The sequence below is a fragment of the Aeromonas veronii genome (assembly GCF_040215105.1).
Classification (GTDB): domain Bacteria; phylum Pseudomonadota; class Gammaproteobacteria; order Enterobacterales; family Aeromonadaceae; genus Aeromonas; species Aeromonas veronii_G.
On sequence record NZ_CP157875.1, the window covers coordinates 1731788 to 1749694 of the forward strand.

11 protein-coding genes and 3 tRNA genes are annotated in these 17907 nt (G+C 57.2%); 12 read left to right on the forward strand and 2 right to left on the reverse strand.

Annotation, left to right across the window (positions count from 1 at the left end; all coding sequences use genetic code 11):
- Positions 1 to 101: 101 nt before the first annotated feature.
- Both ABNP46_RS08085 and ABNP46_RS08090 read right to left on the reverse strand, forming a co-directional pair.
- A tRNA-Asn gene (locus ABNP46_RS08085) sits at positions 102 to 177 on the reverse strand.
- A 2-nt stretch (positions 178 to 179) separates the two neighbouring features.
- Positions 180 to 255, reverse strand: a tRNA-Asn gene (locus ABNP46_RS08090).
- Positions 256 to 770: 515 nt separating this feature from the next.
- Between ABNP46_RS08090 and dauA the strand changes: the two genes are divergently transcribed.
- The 12 genes from dauA to tssE all read left to right on the forward strand — a co-directional run bounded on the left by dauA (position 771) and on the right by tssE (position 17905).
- The gene (dauA, locus tag ABNP46_RS08095; RefSeq protein ID WP_349921884.1) at positions 771 to 2507 is read left to right on the forward strand and encodes a C4-dicarboxylic acid transporter DauA; all 1737 of its coding nucleotides are present in this window, start codon (positions 771 to 773) and stop codon (positions 2505 to 2507) included.
- A 182-nt stretch (positions 2508 to 2689) separates the two neighbouring features.
- A tRNA-Ser gene (locus tag ABNP46_RS08100) sits at positions 2690 to 2777 on the forward strand.
- Between the two features lie 853 nt (positions 2778 to 3630).
- Positions 3631 to 4149 (forward strand): type VI secretion system effector Hcp1, encoded by a 519-nt coding sequence (gene hcp1, locus ABNP46_RS08105; protein WP_349921309.1) that lies wholly within the window; start codon positions 3631 to 3633, stop codon positions 4147 to 4149.
- Positions 4150 to 4434: 285 nt separating this feature from the next.
- Positions 4435 to 6480, forward strand: coding sequence for a type VI secretion system tip protein TssI/VgrG (tssI, locus tag ABNP46_RS08110; RefSeq protein ID WP_349921885.1), 2046 nt, complete (start codon positions 4435 to 4437; stop codon positions 6478 to 6480).
- Positions 6470 to 7201: a DUF4123 domain-containing protein gene (locus ABNP46_RS08115; RefSeq protein ID WP_349921886.1), complete on the forward strand. Its 732-nt coding sequence runs from the start codon at positions 6470 to 6472 to the stop codon at positions 7199 to 7201. Before tssI ends, ABNP46_RS08115 begins: the two co-directional genes overlap by 11 nt.
- Positions 7198 to 12057, forward strand: a complete 4860-nt coding sequence (locus ABNP46_RS08120) for an RHS repeat-associated core domain-containing protein (protein WP_349921887.1) — start codon at positions 7198 to 7200, stop codon at positions 12055 to 12057. The genes ABNP46_RS08115 and ABNP46_RS08120 overlap by 4 nt, the downstream gene beginning before the upstream one ends.
- A gap of 1 nt (position 12058) precedes the next feature.
- A complete protein-coding gene (locus ABNP46_RS08125) occupies positions 12059 to 12277 on the forward strand; it encodes a hypothetical protein (protein ID WP_100861745.1) in 219 nt (72 codons plus the stop codon).
- Between the two features lie 236 nt (positions 12278 to 12513).
- The gene (locus ABNP46_RS08130; protein ID WP_349921888.1) at positions 12514 to 12888 is read left to right on the forward strand and encodes a hypothetical protein; all 375 of its coding nucleotides are present in this window, start codon (positions 12514 to 12516) and stop codon (positions 12886 to 12888) included.
- A 524-nt stretch (positions 12889 to 13412) separates the two neighbouring features.
- Entirely contained in the window at positions 13413 to 14783 is a 1371-nt protein-coding gene (locus tag ABNP46_RS08135) for a tetratricopeptide repeat protein (RefSeq protein ID WP_349921889.1), read from the forward strand.
- 665 nt (positions 14784 to 15448) lie between these two features.
- Positions 15449 to 15952 (forward strand): type VI secretion system contractile sheath small subunit, encoded by a 504-nt coding sequence (gene tssB / locus ABNP46_RS08140; RefSeq protein ID WP_349921890.1) that lies wholly within the window; start codon positions 15449 to 15451, stop codon positions 15950 to 15952.
- Positions 15953 to 15988: 36 nt separating this feature from the next.
- Positions 15989 to 17467, forward strand: a complete 1479-nt coding sequence (gene tssC / locus ABNP46_RS08145) for a type VI secretion system contractile sheath large subunit (protein WP_349921892.1) — start codon at positions 15989 to 15991, stop codon at positions 17465 to 17467.
- Positions 17468 to 17473: 6 nt separating this feature from the next.
- Complete coding sequence (gene tssE, locus ABNP46_RS08150; RefSeq protein WP_349921893.1) at positions 17474 to 17905, forward strand: type VI secretion system baseplate subunit TssE; 432 nt, start codon at positions 17474 to 17476, stop codon at positions 17903 to 17905.
- Positions 17906 to 17907 lie beyond the last annotated feature (2 nt).

Consider the following 17907-nt stretch of genomic DNA (forward strand, 5'->3'; position numbering starts at 1 on the left):
GGGAATGTGGCAGAGCAAGCGGTGAGGGATAGCTGGCTCAGCTTGAAACAATGGAGAAGCGGAAACGAAAAAAGCCCAGCCAAAGGCTGGGCTTTCGAATGTGGCTCCCTCGACAGGACTTGAACCTGTGACATACGGATTAACAGTCCGCCGTTCTACCGACTGAACTACGAGGGAATTGGCTCCTCCTACTGGACTTGAACCAGTGACATACGGATTAACAGTCCGCCGTTCTACCGACTGAACTAAGGAGGAATCGCCTGTCTCGTCGAGACGGTGCGGATATTAATGGCCTCTCGGCCGGGTGTCAACCCGTAACCCCGGGCAAGAAAGGGGTTTTCGGCCTGTTTGTCCAAAACTTGGTCGCCATGGACTATTTTCAGCACAATCAGCAGCTTGGAAGGGAGAGGGGCTTCTTGCCTGCCATCGGGTTCGGCCCTGCGGGCGATCCGGTGCAAGGGGTGGGCGACCTCATCAAAGCCGGAGATGAGGTCGTTGTCGCAGGGTAAAGGACGATGGCCGGTCGGCGATCGGTTCCTTTCATGATCTCTTGGCGTAATAGGCGATAAAGATCGGCGATTTGATGCTTATCCACGGCAATAATGCGGGCTAATGGCCATTTCTTGATCCTGCCCATCGAAATATGACGCCGTCTCGGGTATGGTTGCCCTCGATACCATCGCCGCGTCGACAGCTCTGCCGGCCCTTGATGATGATCGGGTGCCGGGTCACGCCGGCCTTTGTCTCCTCCTTCTGGTATTACTCAATACATGCACAATCAAGCTTCCTTACAAGGCGTGAAGCTGGCTATCGCATTGCGCCAATCCTGTATCGACGAACCCTATAGCGCCGCTCGTTTCGGCCGCGATCTCATCGCCGGCATCACGGTGGGCATCATCGCCATTCCGCTCGCCATGGCGCTCGCCATCGCCAGCGGCGTGCCGCCCCAGCATGGCCTCTATACCGCCATCATCGCCGGTATCGTCATCGCGGTGACCGGCGGCTCGCGCTTCTCCATCTCGGGGCCGACCGCGGCCTTCGTGGTGATCCTCTACCCGGTGGCCCAGCAGTTTGGGGTAGGGGGCCTGCTGATGGCGACCCTGCTCTCCGGTTTCTTCCTGGTCGCCATGGGGATGGCCAGACTCGGCCGTCTCATCGAGTACATCCCTCCTTCAGTGACGCTGGGCTTTACCGGCGGGATCGCCATCGTGATCGCCACCTTGCAGATCAAGGACTTCTTCGGTCTGCATGTTGCCGAAATGCCGGAGACCTATATCGGCAAGGTCGAGGCCCTGGCTCAGGCCCTGCCAAGCTGGCAGTGGGGGGATACCCTGGTGGGGGTGGCGACCCTGGCGGTACTGCTGCTCTGGCCCCGGTTGCGGCTGCCGGTGCCGGGCCATCTGCCCGCCGTGCTGGTGGGGGTGGGGCTTGGCTTTGGCCTGCACACCATGGGTATCGAGGTGGCGACCATCGGCAGCAAGTTCAGCTATACCCTGGCCGATGGCACCCAAGGGATGGGGATCCCCCCCATAGCGCCAACCCTGATGATGCCCTGGTCACTACCAGGACCGGACGGTGCCCCCGTGGTCTGGGATCTGGCAGCCATCGAGCGTCTGCTGCCCGCCGCCTTCTCCATGGCCATGCTGGGCGCCATCGAATCCCTGCTCTGCGCCGTGGTGCTGGATGGCATGACGGGGCGCAAACACAGCTCCAACGGTGAACTGGTGGGGCAGGGGCTTGGCAACATCCTGGCCCCCTTCTTCGGCGGGATCACGGCGACGGCGGCGATTGCCCGCTCCGCCGCCAACGTGCGGGCCGGTGCCACCTCGCCCATCTCCGGCATCATCCATGCGCTGGTGGTGCTGGCCGCCATTTTGGTGCTGGCCCCCTGGCTCTCCTGGTTGCCGCTGTCCGCCATGGCGGCCCTGCTGCTGCTGGTGGCCTGGAACATGAGCGAGGCCCACAAGGTGGTGGATCTCATCCGCCGCGCCCCGCGCTCCGACGTGTTGGTGCTGCTGGTCTGTCTGTCGCTCACCGTCATCTTCGACATGGTCATCGCCATCACCTTCGGGGTGATCCTGGCTTCCCTGCTGTTTATGCGCGAAATCGCCAAGATGACCCGGCTGCACAACCTGGCCGAGCACAAGCGCTACGCCGGCGAGGTACAGAGTGGAACCCTGGTCTACAAGATCAACGGCCCCCTGTTCTTCGCGGCGGCGGAGCGGGTCTTCGGTGAACTGTTGGCCCAGGTGAAGGATCACAAGACGCTGGTGTTGCAGATGGAGGCGGTCTCCATCCTGGATGCGGGTGGCTTGTCTGCCTTCCAGCAATTTGCCAAGCGGATGGCCAAGGCCGGAGTGCGGGTGCGAGTGGCGGAATTGCAGTTCCAGCCTCTCAAGACCCTGGCGAGAGCCAAGGTACGCCCCATCCCGGGGGAGCTGGAGTTTTACGGCTCGCTGGAAGAGGCCCTCAGAGGGGAACCCTTGCACGAAGTGGCTGAAAATTGAGTGAAAGGGGTAGGAAACGGCATCTTTTTGGTCACTTGGCTCGGTAATTGAGCAGTTGACTGCAAAAGGTGAAAAATAGCATTGACCGCTCCCGACCTATCCCTTACATTACGCCCCGTTCTAGCGCAACAGCGTAGCGAACAACGTGGTGATTGAACACGTTAAACAGCGGTCGAAAATTTGGTGAGGTGTCCGAGTGGCTGAAGGAGCACGCCTGGAAAGTGTGTATACGGCAACGTATCGAGGGTTCGAATCCCTCCCTCACCGCCAAATAAAGCAAAAGGGCCTGTCGCAAGACAGGCCCTTTTGCTTATCCGACGACGAAGGATTTGGAGCCTGGCTCGACAGGCAATCCAGTCATTCCGGGCTGCCGCAGGCTGCCCAAGGCGCGAGCCCCTGGGAGAGAGCCTATCCTTCCCACCTTCAAGGTTGAAAAGCCGCCCTCAGGGGCGGCTTTTTGCTATCCGAACGTTATCTGTGCTGATGTTGAAGGGGGGCAAGCCTCCTTGCGTTGAGCCACTCCGCTTATCGGGATGAGCGGCCACAGGGCGCCAGAATGTGTGAGTCCGGCGGAACTCTCATCTCTTATTGCCTGATGCGGCAGTAAAATTGCCTGTCTGAAGCCCTCCGGTCAGTGCGCAAGGGGAGCACCAACTCCTACCGCCATCCATTCCCAACATTGCAAAGCCTACCCCCGGGCTAACTCTCTGTTCTCTGACCCCTTTTCTGATTGCCGTTCTTCCCCGATACGGGGCTTATGGGCTTATGGGCTTATGGGGTAATGGGTTCTTGGGACGGGGCTAGAACCTATGAGATGGGACATTCTGCTACATGTCACCGAAGTGGGGGCTATGAGCATCGACAGGGCATCCCAAACACTCCGGATTTGGTGTTATCAACTGGCTGGCGCAATTCATTGCTCTTTTTTTGGATGAATAGGCTGCCTATGCAATATTTTGTAGTTGTTTTGGTTTTTGGGGCAATGTGTTGCGATATTTACTGCGGTGGATAACGGCGGGGTTTTGGCAAGTCATTGTTTTTAATTGGTAAAATTGTTTGGCATGGACGCTGCTAACGGTTTCGGTTGAGTGTCATTACCGTTTAATCAATCAGGAGCAATTCCATGCCAACTCCATGTTATATCAGCATTGAAGGTAAAACCCAGGGCAACATCACCGCCGGTGCCTTCACCTCCGACTCCGTCGGCAACATCTTCGTACAAGGCCACGAAGACGAGATGCTGGTGCAAGAGTTCCAGCACATCGTCACCGTGCCGACCGATCCGCAATCCGGCCAGCCGGCTGGTCAGCGCGTCCACAAGCCGTTCAAGTTCACCGTGGCCCTGAACAAGGCTGTGCCGCTGATGTACAACTCCCTGGCCTCCGGCGAGATGCTGCCGAAAGTGACCCTGAAGTGGTACCGCACCTCCGTCGAGGGCAAGCAGGAGCACTTCTTCAGCACCGTGCTGACCGATGCCACCATCGTCGACATCGACTGCCAGATGCCCCACTGCCAGGATCCGGCGAAGGCTGACTTCACCCAGCTGATCCAGGTTTCCCTGGCCTATCGAAAGATTGACTGGGAGCACACCGTTGCCGGCACCTCCGGTGCGGACGACTGGCGCGCGCCGATCGAGGCGTGATGCCTGCAAGGAGCACCCCATGGGTGCTCCTTGTTTTGTGTGCCGCAGAGCCTGATGAAGCTCAAAACCCCGCTTGCTTAACTCCTCATCCCCTGACCCATGCCATGGCTTTCTTCTGCCCGTTTGCCGCGTGAGCGGGCACAACAAAGAACATGACGACGGATCTGCACGCACGCCTTGGGGGCGTGCGGTAGCCATGGCGGCGAAAAAGTGGCGGCCATGGCGGATCTCTCTCCCACCTTGAGGCAGCCGGCAGCGATGCGGGCCGACAGCAGAGGCGCACCGATGGCAGACAGCACAGGATTACAATTTACCGTCAAGGTGGGGGCGCTGCCCGAGAGCACCTTCGTGGTGGCCGAGTTTGCGCTGGAGGAGGCGCTGAGCGGCCCCTTCCAACTGAGGCTGGAACTCGCCAGCCCCCAGCCGGATGTCGATTTCGGCGCCGTGCTGGACCAGCCCTGCGAGCTGCTCATCTGGTACAACGGCGAGCTGCAGCGGCGGGTCTGCGGGGTGGTGAGCGATGTTGGCCAAGGGGACAGCGGCTTTCGCCGTACCCGCTATCAGCTGCTGGTGCAGCCTGCCTTGTGGCGGCTGGGCCTTCGCCAGAATTCGCGTATCTTCCAGGCCCAGAAGCCGGACGAAATCCTCTCCATCCTCTTGCAAGAGCACGGCATCACCGACTACGCCTTTGCACTGAAAAACGAGCACGCGAAGCGTGAATACTGCGTCCAGTACCGGGAAACGGACTTGGATTTCCTGAACCGCCTCGCCGCCGAAGAGGGGCTCTTCTACTTCCACGAGTTCGAAGCCGGCAAGCATCGCATCGTCTTTGCCGACGATGCAGCCGCACTGACTCAAGGCCCCGAGCTCTTCTTCAACCTCGGCAACCGCTCGCTGGAGCAGGGCCCTTATGTACGTCAATTCCACTACCGGGAAGCGGTGCGTCCAAGCGATGTGGAGCTCAAAGACTACAGCTTCAAGACCCCGGCCTATGGGCTTTCCCACAAGCAGCGCGGTAGCGAGCTCGAGCATCAGCGCGATACCTATCAGCACTTCGACTCCCCGGGTCGCTACAAGCTGGACCCGAGCGGCAAGGCGTTTGCCCAGCACCGGCTCGATGCCCTGCGCAATGACGCCGTCACCGGTCAGGGTAAGTCCAACTACGCGGCCCTGCTGCCGGGCCAGTATTTCTCCCTCACCGAACACCCGAACGGGGTGCTCAATGCCGACTGGCAGATCGTGCGCATCAGTCACGTGGGCCAGCAACCCCAGGCGCTGGAGGAGGAAGGGGGCAGCGGCCCGACCGTCTATCACAACGAATTCGGGGTAGTGAAGGCGAGTACGACCTGGAGGGCGCGCATCGGCAGCCCAGAGGCGCCCTTTAAGCCCATGGTGGACGGCCCGCAAATTGCCACCGTGGTGGGGCCGCAAGGGGAAGAGATCTACTGCGACGAGCACGGCCGGGTGAAGCTGCAGTTCCCCTGGGACAGATACGGCAGTTCCAACGATCAGAGCTCCTGCTGGGTGCGGGTAAGCCAGGGATGGGCGGGCGGCCAATACGGCATGATGACCATCCCGCGTATCGGCCACGAGGTGATCGTGAGCTTCCTGGAAGGGGATCCGGACCAGCCCATCGTCACCGGTCGCACCTACCACGCCACCAACCGGCCGCCCTACGAGTTGCCGGCCAACAAGACCCGCACCGTGCTGCGCACCGAGACCCATCAAGGGGAAGGCTTCAACGAGCTGAGATTCGAAGATCAAGCGGGCAAGGAAGAGATCTACATCCACGGTCAGAAAGACCTGAATCTGCTCATCGAAAACGATGCGGCCTGGCACATCAAACACGACGAGCATCGGGACATCGACAACGAGCGGGTGACCCGCATCAAGGCCAATGACCACCTCACCGTCAACGGCGAGAAGCGGGATCACGTCAAGGCTGATTATTCGCTCACCGTGGATGCCTCGATGCACCAGAAGCTCGGGCAAAGCTGGCTCACCCAGGCGGGGCAGGAGGTACACGTCAAGGCCGGTGCCAAGGTGGTGCTGGAGGCAGGTTCCGAGATCACCGTCAAGGTCGGCGGCTGCTTTATCAAGGTCGATGGCGGTGGCGTCACTCTGGTGGGCCCCACCATCAAGATGAACTCAGGCGGCAGCCCCGGATCCGGCTCTGGCTGGGGCGGTAAATCGCCGATCAATCCCCTGGGGGTCACAGTTCCCCCGACTCCCAAGGTGCCGCTGAGCCCGGCTCAGCTCGCCACCATGAAGAGCGCGGCGCCGTTCTGCGAAGAGTGCGAGAAGTGCAAGGAGGGTGCTTGTGAGATCTGAGTCCATCCCTTTGGGCGAGTGGATCGCCACGGAGGATCCGTGCCCTCTCTATGCCGTACTGGCGGGAGCGAGCGATGCTGCCCCCTTGCAGCACTACTATCGGTTGGATGGCCGCCATACTCCTCGCGGGCTCTATCTCGGTACCTCTTATGAAGATTGGCACCCCGTCATGCCCTATCTGGTTGAGCTGGAGCGAGGTAGCTCCTTTATCGAATGGGCGGCAACGACGGACTCCCGTGACTGGGGGTTCATCCTGTCGACGGCGCAGCCCATGGCGACCCTCTATGCCCATCTGCAGGGGCTGACCCAGGTATGGCATCAGGGGGAGGCGGTGTTCTTTCGTTACTGGGATGGCGCCTATCTGGTGCCCATCGCAGAGCTGCTAGGGGATAGCTTCACTACCCTGCTGCCGGAACTGAGCGGACTCTGGGTCGCTGGACATGGCTTTCATTGGACCGCATCCGAGGCCAAGGCATCACAACCCTTCCCCTGGTGGAGCCTGCCTGAGGCGCTGACGAGCGCGTTGGCAAAACGGGATCCTACCCCTCTCATCAATAACCTGATGCAACAACTTGCGGATCAAAATGGTCAGCTCTACTGGTCCTTCCCCGAGGCCAATCTACGGCTCAAGGTCGCCCGCTTTGTCGCGCGCAATGCCTTGAGTGACTCCGAATTATTCCCGGCGCTGGAAGCTGCGCTGCTGCAAGAGGTCCAAGCATGAGCAACGCCGGTCAGGCCGTCTTCAACCAGGTGATCGCCGATTATCGCAACGCCCTGAAAGAGTACCGCAAGGATGCCGAGAGCTTCTTTCTGGGGGATCTGCTCAGCATGGACATGGAGCAGACCATCAAGGTGGGTGACAAGAAAGTCACGGCTTCATCAAACAGCAAAAAGGCACAGTCTGTCGTCACCCAGTGCCCACTGAGCGGCACCCTGCGGTTGGTGCATCTGTTCGAATCGGTGCGTTTCATCCCCATCGGCAATACCCCCTACAGGGTGGAAGCGGGCAAGATGGTGCGAGGGCGTTTCGTCAGCGAGTCCGTGGTCAAGGAAGGAACCCTGGATGCCAAGGGCATCGCCGAGGTGGGCAAACTGGTCCCCGGCAAATCCTATCGCGTCACCTTCTATCCCAATGTGAAGAAGGCCGACTTGGATGGACTCTTTGCCTCCTATGCCCCAGTGCAACAGGATCTCATCGCCTGGCTCACCAAGGAGTGGGGCAGCGAACACAAGGCCGCCTGGGCCCGTTACACCATGAACGGGAGCGGTTTCGGGGCTCATTCCCTCGCCGCCGCCAGCGGGATTGGCAAGGCCCTGGTCGGGGTCTGGGATGATCTCAAAACTATTTACGATCTGCTGGCCGATCCGGTGGGCAATGCCAAGAAGCTGGCGGAGTTCGGGGTCGATGCGGCCGCCATGGCCAGGGCGGGGGCCTCCGAGATGGAGGCCGCCATGCTGGTGCTGCAAGACGAGGCCCTGCTCTATCTCTACGCTTACGCCCTGGTGAGCTGGGTCAAGTTGTTGCCGCCGGACGAGCAGACCGAATTTGGTGCCCAGGTGATCGCCTCAGTGCTTATCGACGTCATCATTGGGGTCGTTCTGACCGGTGGGGCCGGGCTGGCGGTGCGCTATGGCGCCAAGGCCGCCACCGTCGCCAGAAAAAGCGATCGGGTGACCAGGCTGGTCAGTGCACTGGTTAGTCTCTCCAAGAAACACAATCTGGCTCAGCATGCCCAGAGTGCCAAGAAAGTGCTGGTGGCCGGCGCTGCCCGGCTCAATCCAGCCAAGAAGGCGGATCTCAAGCTGGTGGATGGCGGCGCCACGACCGAAGTGGTGCAGGGGACCGCAGCGAAGCGCAGGTTCGAGGCTCATACCGAGATCAAGCAAGTCAACAACACCCCGGATGCCTCCAAGCAAGGCAGGACACCATCGGATCAGCCTCACCAGCCCGAAGCCCAGACCTGCACCAATGGCTGCCCCGTCTCCATGGTGACGGGGGAAGAGTTGCTGGCATTGGAAGATGCACAGCTGCCGGGCATGCTGCCTTTCACCTTTGGCCGTCTCTACCGCACCTCGGCGGTGGCGCTGGACTGCGGCATGGGGGCTGGCTGGAGTCACTCTCTGGCCCATCGGCTCGAGCGCCACGGCGAGACCCTGATCTGGTGGGATGATGAGTCCCTTGCCATCGAGTTGCCGCTGCCGTCCGGCAGCATGCCCATGGTGACCAACCGGCTGGCGGCGGCGGCCGTCTATCTCGGCGACAGCGATGACGAGGTGATCCTGGCCAAGGCGGGGTCACCTCTCCTGCATTTTCGCTGGCAGGGGAACGAAGGGCGCCTGACCGCACTCTCCGATGCTTACGGCAATCGGCTGACGGTACGCGCCGATGAGCAGGGGCGCCCCAGCTGGCTGGAGAACGAGGGGGGCCTGGCCCTGCGCCTCGTCTATCAGGGGGAGCGCCTCTGCGCCCTCGAGTTGCAACAGTTCGATGGCCTGCACTGGCAGCCACAATCGATCCTGCAACGCTATCACTACGACGAATTCGGTCGGCTTGCCGCCGCCGAGAACGGGGTGGGTGAGCAGGAGCGTTACCGCTACCGGCCCGACGGAGTGATCCTCGAGCGTACTCTCGCCGGTGGCGCCAGCTTCTTCTGGGAGTGGGAAGGGGAGGGGAGTCAGGCCCGCGCCACTCGCCACTGGAGCGACGTCGCCCGCTTCGATGTCAGCTACGGCTGGGATGACGACAAGGGAGAGGTGACGGTTGCGAATACCGATGGCAGCCTCGAAGTCTATCGCCATGACAGCAATGCCCGCCTGGTGCGCCAGCAGGATCCGGACGGTGCAATCACCGAATTTGACTACAACGGCCAGGGTCAGAAGGTACTGTCCCGCGATGCTTTGGGAGGGGAAACCCGTTATCACTACGATGATGCGTGGTTGTTGTCACTGGAAATAGCACCGGATGGCAGTGAAACCGCCTACAGCTACTGGGATGGTCGAGTTCGCAAGGTGGTGCAAGGAGAGCGGGAGTGGCGCTTCGAGCGCAACGAACAGGGGGATGTCACCGCCAGAGTTGACCCTCTCGGTCGCCAGACCCGTTACGGCTACACGGCGCAAGGCAAGCTCAGCTGGGTGGCGCAGCCCGATGGCAGCCGCATCGAACTGGGTTGGAACCGCCTCGGCCAGCTTATCGAGGAGAAGGGCGCCGATGGTGGTCTCACCCGCTGGCGCTATGACGAGCGGGGTCGCCAGATCCTGCGCCGGGATCCCCGTGGTGCCATCACCCGTTACGAGTGGGATGGGGCCGATCGCCTCTTGGCGGTGCACCTGCCCGGCGGCGGCACCCGCCGGTTTGAATACAACCCCTATGGCAAGGTGACGGCCGAGTGGGATGAACTGGGCCGCGAGACCCGCTATGAGTACCACGATCGCCTTCATCTGCTCAGCCGACGCATCAATCCCGATGGCAGCGCGCTCAAGTACCGCTACGACAACGCCAAGATGTTCCTGAGCGAGATTGAGAACGAGCACGGCGAGCAGCACCGCATCCAGTATTACCCCAACGGATTGGTGGCGCAGGAAACGGGCTTTGACGGGCGCACCATCGCCTATCGCTACGATCTGAACGGTCATCTTTGCGAGAAGGTGGAGTACGGCAAGGAAGAGGCCGAACTGGTTACCCGCTATGAGCGCGATGCCATGGGTCGGCTGCTCAGTAAACAGCTGCCTGATGGCCGCGAGATCCAGTTTGCCTATGATGCCTATGGCCAGCTGATCCGGGTTGACGACGGCGCCTGGCCACTGGCTTTTGAATATGACAAGGGCGGAAACCTCACTGCCGAGCATCAGGGATGGGCATCCAGCTACTTCCAGCACGATGCCATGGGACAGCTTGCGCACTGGCGACTGCCGGATGGCAATCGCCTCGACTACCAGTATCAGGATGGCGACCTCTGGGGCGTGGATCTCAACGGCTCTGAGCTGACGCGCCACCAGATTGCCGCGGGTCTCGAGATGCGCCGCCGCCAGGGGGCGCTGACCCAGCAATACGAATACGACGAGCAGGGGCGCCTGAGCGCATTGCGCCTGCAGCGCGGTCAGCAGGTCGCCCGCGAGCGGCGCTACGGGTACGATCGTTCGGGCAATCTGCTGAAGGTGGATGACAGTGCCCTGGTGACAGCCGGCAATCCACGAGGGGAGCAACACTATCGCTATGATCCGCTGGATCGGTTGCTGGAGGTGCGCGGCGAGCTGACCGAGCGCTTCATGCACGACCCGGCTGGCAACCTGCTGAGCCAGACCCAGGGCACCTCCTTTGAGGCGGCGCGCACTCAGGGCAACCGGCTGCTGTTTAGCGGTGATCGTCACTTCGACTATGACGAATTCGGTCGGCTGGCCGCCGAGCGCCGTGGCAAGGGGCAACGCCTGCTCACCCGCTATGAATATGACTGCCAGCATCAACTGATCGGTGCCGAGCTGCCGGATGGTCGCCGGGTGCGTTACGACTACGATGCCTTTGGCCGCCGCATTCGCAAGACGGTGACGAGTGGCGCCGATGAGCAGGTGACCGAGTTCCTGTGGCAGGCCAACAACCTCATCGCCGAGAGTCGCAGCGACGGGGCCTATCGCAGCTTCATCTACGAGCCGGGCAGTTTCAAACCCCTGGTACAGCTGGAAGGAGAGGGGGAACAGGCCGAGGTTTATCACTATCAGCTGGACCATCTGGGCACGCCTTTGGCCCTGACCCATCACGACGGTCATACCGCCTGGCAGGTGCGTTATCGCGCCTATGGCAACGTCTGGAAACAGGAGCTGGCCGAGGTCGAGACGCCTCTGCGTTTCCAAGGACAGTATTATGATGCCGAGACCGGGCTGCACTATAACCGTCACCGTTATTACCAGCCGGACACGGGTAGATTTATTACCCCCGACCCGATAGGCTTGGCCGGTGGACTCAACAACTACCAGTATACCCCCAACCCCACCGGCTGGGTGGATCCGCTGGGGTTAAGCAATGTGCCGGGGCAGTGCCCGGATAATAGTGATGTTGTTCAACAAAAGCATCAGGAGGGGATGGAAGCGCCGCCGAGCGTTGGTGCGAGTAAACCTGACTTTTATGTTGGCCCAAGTGGCCCAGCATCGACATTGCCAAGCACCGGATATCGATATATGAGATATCTTAATGATGATGGTTCTGTAAATAGATTTGCTCAAAAAGCAATGGATACTGGTGAAGTACGGCTTTCATATTTCGGTTTTGATAAGTTTGATACTGGTGAACAGGTCACTGAGGCCTTCCAAATAAAGGCGCCGAAGCATGTTACGTCTAGTGATACTACAGGGTCATGGAGTGATGGGCGACTTAGGATAAAGTTTGATACGTTACAATTGTTTGATGAATCCGGTAAACTTAAAGTCAAGGTCCCTAATAGCCATGGCGGTGAAGGTCCTGATTTAGAACCGTTCACTGAAGCATATCCACAATATGGTAAGGGGGGGGCTAGACAGTTGGTGCCAAACGATGGTGAAGACATATTTATAAAAGTAGATGAAATAGATATACTGCCGGGGGAATAAAATGGATATTTTGACGTTGAGAGCAGAAACAAAAAAAATGATAGAAAATCATTTGCTAGGCATTGACCCTGAGGCAATAAAGTTGATCCAGATGGTTTTAGATACTAAACGAGCCATACCTATAAAAGCAATTCTTGTACACATGGATGAGTTTAATTTAAAGCAATTTACAAACTTAGAGAAAGAACTCATAGACGAACTTATGTACAGATATGGATAAAGTAATGGCTAATTGTAGTGCAATCTAGTAATGGGACTTTCGGCAGACTCTGGATGTGTTACAGTATATAAAATGACACATCCATATCAATTTTTAGAAAATACCTCTGAATGGTAATTAAGAACTATACAATAATGTCTTTAATATTTTCTAGTGCTCTAGTTAGTTGGGTTTTATATTGCCTAGGGAGTTAACCTGAAAATTAACTCTTTACAGGTTTTAGTAGTAAAATATTTATGGTTGAAGTTATTAACGATAGGGACTTTAAATATACTAAGTGGAATATCGATGACTCGTTGGTCAGGATAGATTATCCCACTACAGGATATGGTGTGTATTCAAATAAGTATGAGTTAATAGTTGTAATGGAGTATGGAAGGGGTAATAGCCTCAATGCTACAGCCTACAATAGGTATGGGTTTGAACTAGGTAAGATAACCCCTTTTGCTGAAGATATAATATATGAATATATATCCATACATCCTAGCTCTGCAAGTGGAGTCGCAATCGTAGGTACTTATAGTAACTTGGTTGATAATTTCCAATATTGGTTTTTTGAAGTTGACTTAGAAAATTTCATTATTGGAAAGCGACTTTCTCCAGCTTACTGAATACCGTTGTAACAACGGTTTGAGAGCGGCGTTTAACATTGCTGTTACGTATGAAGTACTTTTTTATATTTTTATGTGGCTTTTGAATTGGTTTATATGTTCACGCATGAATGATGAGGTGTATTTGTTTTTTGGTTGCTACCTAACATAATTTATAGCCAGCAATGGATATGTTGTGATTATAATTTAGTTTTTTCTACGATACGGACAAAATTCCTACTGAAATAATTTTTTGATGAAGAAATATTTCGTGTTAGTAACTGCATGGATATATCTCCTGCATACTTATGATGGGGTTCGCGTGGTTTATTATAAGACATGTTCGACTATAATAAAAGATGGGTGGGTAGACGGTAGTAGAATTATAATATCGCCATAGATTATTCTCTTTATACTCCACGCGTGGCGTTCTTGTATATTTTTTAGTTTCGCAAGGCACATAATTTTTAAGGGGGGTTAAATATAGCTACACTTAGTTTTATACCCAATCACTGTTCTATTTTTTAAAACTTTGGGAATTATTGATGGTATACCGTGCTTTATTATCGATACTAATATCGAATGTGTTGATTGCCTGCACAACAACGGTCCCACTGACCGAATCCGAACTCTCTCAAGCCGCCCAGCAGGGTCAGGGCAAGGCGCAGTATGAGCTGGCCAATCGCCTGGCGGCCAAGCCGGATTATCCCGAGGCGATGCGCTGGATGAAACAGGCTGCGGTTCAATCAGGACCACTGGCGGCGGATGCGGATGTACGAGGCAAGGCCGCGCTGCAGGTGGGGAGCTGGTATCAATCTGGCCTCGGTGAACCCAAGAATCCAAAGCTGGCTCAGGAGTGGTGGCAGCGCTCGGCCAAGCTGGGCAATGCGGATGCCAGTTATCAGCTGGGGCTGGCGTGCCAGCAGCAACATCAGGGCAAGCAGGCCGATGAGTGTCTCGACTGGTTCGAGCAGGCGGCCAAACGGGATCATGCGGATGCTCAGCTGGTGCTGGGTGAGTGGTATGCCAAGCAGCCCGGTGCCGACGCCGATGCCATCGAGTGGCTGGAGAAGGCGGCCGAGCAGGGTAACCGTGAGGCGCAATATCGGCTCGGCCTGCGCTATGAGCAAGGGAAAGGTGTCGCCAAGCGACCCGATCTCGCCCAGCGCTGGTATGACAAAGCCGCCGCCCAGCATCAACCGGATGCCTTGCTGATCCTGGCCAGACGGGCGAGTGGTGCCGAGGCTCTGCCCCTGTATCAACGCGCCGCCGATGCCGGTGCTCCCGAGGCTCAGCTGTGGTTGGGACAAGCCTATCTGGCGGGGGAGGTGGTGGCTCAGGATCTCGCCCTCGGCCGTTACTGGCTGGAACTGGCGGCGAGCCATGGTTCCCACGAGGCGGAATATCAGCTGAGTCTGAGACAGAGCGATCCGGCGGCGCGAGAGCACTGGTTGACCCTGGCCGCCAAAGGCGGGGTGAGCCAGGCACAACTCGAGTTGGCACAATTGCAGCAGGGGCGGGGTGAGTTGGTGGCGGCCCGCCTGAGTTTCGCCTCGGCGGCGCGGCAGGGCAATGTCGAGGCCCATTATGCCTATGGCGAGATGCTGCGGCTGGGGCTGGGCGGGGAGGCGGATTACGTCCAGGCGCTCAAGCAGTACCGGCTGGCGGCCAATGCGAATCACCGGCAGGCGCAATACCGCATGGGCACCATGCGTGAGCGTGGCTGGGGGGCGCCACGCAACCGCTTGCATGCTTATGCATGGTATCTGCTCGCCGCGACTGATGGGAACAAGGATGCGACGGATGCGGGCAATGAATTGGAAAAAGGGATGACAAAACAGGAGAAAGCCGCTGGTCAAAAATTGGCCCAACACTGGTTTGTCAAACTCGAAGAAAGTACCCCCTTGCCGATATAAAGGATAAAACCTAGAACTAAATCAGATGGTGGATATAGGTAATATTCATACTCAATGACACCATATGTACAATATTCTCAACGCGTAACAGCGTGGACAATCAAGCTTCACCTTATAAGACATCTCACATGACAATTATCGACTGACTAGTCAATGTCATGGTTCGCGCACTATGAGCCTACATCAGAGGCCGCCATTTTTTATGTCATTGTTGACAAATGGCTTATCTTAATCGTCGGTTCAAACGTGAATATTATACCGCTGCATTCAACTTGAGATATTTCCTACGCAGTGAAGGGTTTCATGTAAACTATTGATTTTAATGATTTTTATCTGTTTGTTTGAATTTTGCTGTCTATCTTTTGGATATTTTTTGTTGACTGAAAAAGAGTCATAAATATACCATCTGTCACAAATGGCTCTTAAGCCAACAAGACCTCTAACAAAGAGTAGAGGCGAATCGGGTTGTATTAAGTAACAAGATGCATATTGCGTTTTTGATTATTTCGCCTTGGCGGGATTCATATCGAAAATGCCTCGTCGGCTGGCGTTTTTCTACCGAGTTCACCCCTGAACTCGTCAACTGTCATTTTTTACAGTTGTCTGTAGAAGCGTTGGCTATAAGCTTTAGGGTCTTCATGGATCCTTAACTTGGTATTTAGAGCATGGGAAAAGGAATTGATGGCGCCACCGTTGCGCCTAAAGAGCGTATTAATATCAAATATGTGCCAGCAACCGGTGGTCAACAGGCGGAAATAGAACTTCCCCTGACCATGATGGTTATCGGCAACATGAAAGGACGTACGGAAGAGACCCCCATCGAGGAGCGCCAGACCGTCTCCATCGACAAGAATAATTTTTCCTCTGTCATGAAAGAATCTGCACTGGAACTGAAGTTCTCCGTTCCCAACCGCCTGGAAGAGAACAGCCAGGACGAGTTGCCGGTGTCGATCAAGATCCAGTCCCTGGAAGACTTCACCCCCGACAGCGTTGCCCAGCAGGTTCCCGAGCTGCGCAAGCTGCTGGAACTGCGTGAAGCTCTGGTTGCCCTGAAAGGACCGCTCGGAAATATCCCGTCCTTCCGCAATCGTTTGCAGGATCTGCTGTCCAGTGACGAGGCTCGCGAGCAACTGCTCAAGGAGCTGGATCTGATCAAGCCTGCCGAGTGATCTGCAGATTAATTGACTGATTGATAAGGAAAAAACATGTCTCAGGTCGAAGAACAGGTTCAAGCGGGGGCGAGTGCTGCCTCCTCGTCCTTGCTGGACGAAATCATGGCGCAGGCACGCATTACCCCGGTAGACGAGGGTTACAGCGTCGCCAAGCAGGGAGTTGCTGCCCTCATCGCAAACATTCTGGACAGTGGCACCACCACTGACCCGGTCAACAAGGCCCTGGTGGACAGCATGATTGTCGAGCTCGACAAGAAGCTGAGCAAGCAGATGGATGTCATCTTGCATGCCAAGGAAGTGCAGGAGCTGGAGTCCTCCTGGCGTTCCCTCAAGCTCCTGGTGGATCGCACCGATTTTCGCGAGAACATCAAGATCCAGGTGCTGCATGCGACCAAGGAGGAACTGCTGGAAGATTTCGAGTTCTCACCCGAGATCACCCAGTCAGGCCTCTACAAGCATGTCTATTCCACTGGTTATGGTCAATTTGGTGGTCAACCCATCGGTGCCGTGATCGGTGATTACGCCTTTACCCAAAGCTCTCCCGACATCAAGCTGATGCAGTATGTCAGCGCGGTGGGCGCCATGGCCCATGCTCCCTTCATCTCCTCCGTCGCACCGACGTTCTTCGGTGTGGACAGCTTCACCGATCTGCCGTCCATCAAGGATCTCAAGTCGGTATTCGAAGGCCCGGCCTACACCAAGTGGCGCTCTCTGCGCGAGTCGGAAGATGCCCGCTACCTGGGGCTGACGGCACCGCGCTTCCTGGCGCGCCTGCCCTACGATCCGACCGAAAACCCCATCAAGGGCTTCAACTACCAGGAAGACATCAGTTCGGATCACGACCACTACCTGTGGGGCAACACCGCCTATCTGATGGGGACTTCCCTGACCGACAGCTTCGCCAAGTACCGCTGGTGCCCGAACATCATTGGCCCGCAGAGCGGTGGCGCCATCCACGACCTGCCGGTACATGTGTACGAGGCCATGGGTCAGCTGCAGGCCAAGATCCCGACCGAGGTGTTGATCACCGATCGCCGCGAGTATGAGCTGTCCGAAGAGGGCTTCATCACCCTGACCATGCGCAAAGACAGCGACAATGCCGCCTTCTTCTCCGCCAACTCGGTGCAAAAGCCCAAGGTGTTCCCGAACACCAAGGAAGGCAAGGAAGCGGAGACCAACTACAAGCTGGGCACCCAGTTGCCCTACATGTTCATCATCAATCGCCTGGCACACTACATCAAGGTGCTGCAGCGCGAGCAGATCGGCTCCTGGAAGGAGCGCCAGGATCTGGAGCGTGAACTGAACGGCTGGATCAAGCAGTTCGTGGCCGATCAGGAGAACCCGCCGGCAGACGTGCGTAGCCGCCGCCCGCTGCGTGCCGCCCAGATCAAGGTGCTGGATGTGGAAGGGGAGCCGGGCTGGTATCAGGTCGCCATGGCCGTCCGTCCGCACTTCAAGTACATGGGGGCCAGCTTCGAGCTGTCTCTGGTAGGTCGTCTGGACAAGGAATAATGGCCGATGCCGTCTCTCTCTTCCTGGGATAGAGGAAATGCGGCCAGCCTGTTTGACCGGATCCGGGGGGAGGGGGTTCACCCTTCCCCCCGTTCGGAAGTGGATGATCTGGTGGATTCTGTCAAACGGCAGCTCGATCAGATCCTCAACACCCGCCCCGGCAATTGTCGCAGTGCTCCCGAGCTTGGCGTCGTCGATCTCAATGACGCCACCCAGGGTAGTGCCGATATCAAGGGGCGGATCCGTGAGGCGATCCGGCAATGCATCCGTCGGTATGAACCGCGGATAGTTCATGTGGAAGTTCGTTCACCCGACGCTCAGGCGAGCCCGCTCGAGATGTCGTTTCAGGTGACGGCCCATGTGAGGCTGGAGCACATCGAACAGGTTACCTCGTTCAACGTCCACCTGGACAGTCACCGTCACTACCGCATGGTCTGATC

Bases quoted from the DNA above. Each gene is read 5' to 3' on its own strand.
- ABNP46_RS08130 (WP_349921888.1), top strand. From the start codon at position 12,514: ATGGTTGAAGTTATTAACGATAGGGACTTTAAATATACTAAGTGGAAT.
- hcp1 (WP_349921309.1), top strand. From the start codon at position 3,631: ATGCCAACTCCATGTTATATCAGCATTGAAGGTAAAACCCAGGGCAAC.
- ABNP46_RS08135 (WP_349921889.1), top strand. From the start codon at position 13,413: ATGGTATACCGTGCTTTATTATCGATACTAATATCGAATGTGTTGATT.
- tssB (WP_349921890.1), top strand. From the start codon at position 15,449: ATGGGAAAAGGAATTGATGGCGCCACCGTTGCGCCTAAAGAGCGTATT.
- ABNP46_RS08125 (WP_100861745.1), top strand. From the start codon at position 12,059: ATGGATATTTTGACGTTGAGAGCAGAAACAAAAAAAATGATAGAAAAT.
- ABNP46_RS08120 (WP_349921887.1), top strand. From the start codon at position 7,198: ATGAGCAACGCCGGTCAGGCCGTCTTCAACCAGGTGATCGCCGATTAT.
- tssE (WP_349921893.1), top strand. From the start codon at position 17,474: ATGCCGTCTCTCTCTTCCTGGGATAGAGGAAATGCGGCCAGCCTGTTT.
- tssI (WP_349921885.1), top strand. From the start codon at position 4,435: ATGGCAGACAGCACAGGATTACAATTTACCGTCAAGGTGGGGGCGCTG.
- tssC (WP_349921892.1), top strand. From the start codon at position 15,989: ATGTCTCAGGTCGAAGAACAGGTTCAAGCGGGGGCGAGTGCTGCCTCC.
- dauA (WP_349921884.1), top strand. From the start codon at position 771: ATGCACAATCAAGCTTCCTTACAAGGCGTGAAGCTGGCTATCGCATTG.